Below are 1800 nucleotides of genomic sequence, written 5' to 3' on the forward strand. Positions count from 1 at the left end.
GCCCCGCGCGCCGAGGCGGGGGCGGCCGTCGCGGCGCTGCGCGACCTTGGCCTGACGCGGCAGTTGCTGCTCACCGGCGACCGCGCGCCGGTCGCGCGCCGCATCGCCGATGCGGTCGGCATCGACGAGGTGGTGGCCGACGCGCTGCCCGAGGACAAGATGCGCCGCGTGCTGGCGGAGATCGACGCGGGCGAGCGGCCGCTGGTGGTCGGCGACGGCATCAACGACAGCCTTGCGCTGAAGGCCGGCGCGGTCGGCATCGCCATGGGCGGTCACGGCACCGACGTGGCGCTGGCCTCCGCCGATCTGGTGCTGATGACCAGCGACCTGCGCCGGCTGGCCACCTGCATCCGCCTCAGCCGCCGCTGCCGTCGCACCATCCACGTCAATGTCGGCATCGGCCTCGGCTGGACCGCCATCCTGATCACCGCCGCCGCCACTGGCCTGCTCGGCGCCGAGGGCGCGATCCTCGCCGCCCTGCTGCACAACGTCAGCACCTTCGCCGGGCTGGGCAACGCGGGGCGACTGCTGCTGTTCGACGAGACCGGCGGGTCGTCATAGTCGTCCAGCAAGGCGGCAGCTCATCCGTGCGGAAGTAAAGAGCAAGCACACATGGCCGCCGGCTTCTGTTGGACGCCGCGAGGCCGTCAGGAATCGTTATCGAGGTGGGCGAATAGATCCGGGGTGTCGCCTGGCTTCAACGCTCTTGCTGACGGAAAGGCATTATAGAAAGACCGGTCGAATTGTTCCTTGGAATTAACAGAAAGACCAATACCGACGGTTTTCCAAATGTGCTGCCGCAGTTGGGGTAATCCTACCTCCTCGCTCAGAAACTGAAACAGTTTGTAACGCCTGCCGCCGTTTGCGTAGACGATTGGGTTCTTGAGTTCCAATTCTTGCAAAATCGCGCCATGGCTGTTTGCCAAGGGCTGATAAACGTATTTGCGAAGGAACTTGGCGAAGAATTTAGGGTGCCGCGTACTGCTAGGATTCAGGCGCTTCAAACCATATAATTTGTACATGATATTAAACAGGTCGTCCGGGAACTCAGCCTTTTCCCACTGAGCCGCCTCCTCCCGGATAAAGGTCTGCCACAGCTCCCGGTATTCTTCGCGGCGTTTGTCATCGATGAAGCCGGTGGCTTCATCAATAAGGGCAATGATGCCAAGCTTTGCGGCGGCCCGCACGATTGTCTCCGCCTGATCCGCCAAAAACTTCTGAGTTTCTAGCAGATGCTCCCTAATGTCCATAAGGAAAGTGCAGAGATCGATCAACACTGCCGCCTCGTAGCCGTGTGCCGGGTCCCCAGCCAATGGCTTGAAAACAATATGGTTTTCTATTTTTCCCCGGAGTTCTGGCGGGATCCTGGATCCGATAACTTTGCCATTAAGTGTCTTGATAAAGGCGTTTCCGCCTTCCGATTTGAGACCCAGGGCTCGCGCCATGGCTCTCTTTGCCACAAGGCGACGCCGATCTTTCAATACGTAAACATCAATAACGGTTTCGCCGATGGTAATCGTACCCTGCGAAACGGCCTCCGGCATCTCGCCGCGATCCTCCGGCTTCATCCACCGCCTTCGAGCTCCTAAGCTGGCAATTGCCGCCCGGCGCTCAGGATCCACGGCACGCGCCCGCGCCAAGCCACCCTTTGCCTGCTTGCTTATGTTTGATTGATGGTCCACGACTCGCGCTCCATGCTTGCTTGCGTATTCCTGCGGCATGCTTGCTTATTTGGCAAGCATGAATTCGGCTATGTGATTAGGTATGCTTGCTAGAGCGGTAGCCCTTCTGAGTGAATCG

Annotated in this window: 2 protein-coding genes; one reads left to right on the forward strand and one right to left on the reverse strand. The window is 60.1% G+C overall.

The window, feature by feature from the left end:
- On the forward strand, positions 1–561 hold a 561-nt coding region (locus B8460_RS05615), incomplete at its 5' end, for an HAD-IC family P-type ATPase (protein WP_048860601.1).
- A gap of 86 nt (positions 562–647) precedes the next feature.
- On the opposite strand, the gene B8460_RS05620 is transcribed toward B8460_RS05615, so the two are convergent.
- A complete protein-coding gene (locus tag B8460_RS05620; protein WP_158322726.1) occupies positions 648–1682 on the reverse strand; it encodes a P63C domain-containing protein in 1035 nt (344 codons plus the stop codon).
- Positions 1683–1800 lie beyond the last annotated feature (118 nt).

This window comes from Acidisphaera rubrifaciens HS-AP3 (assembly GCF_000964365.1).
Classification (GTDB): domain Bacteria; phylum Pseudomonadota; class Alphaproteobacteria; order Acetobacterales; family Acetobacteraceae; genus Acidisphaera; species Acidisphaera rubrifaciens.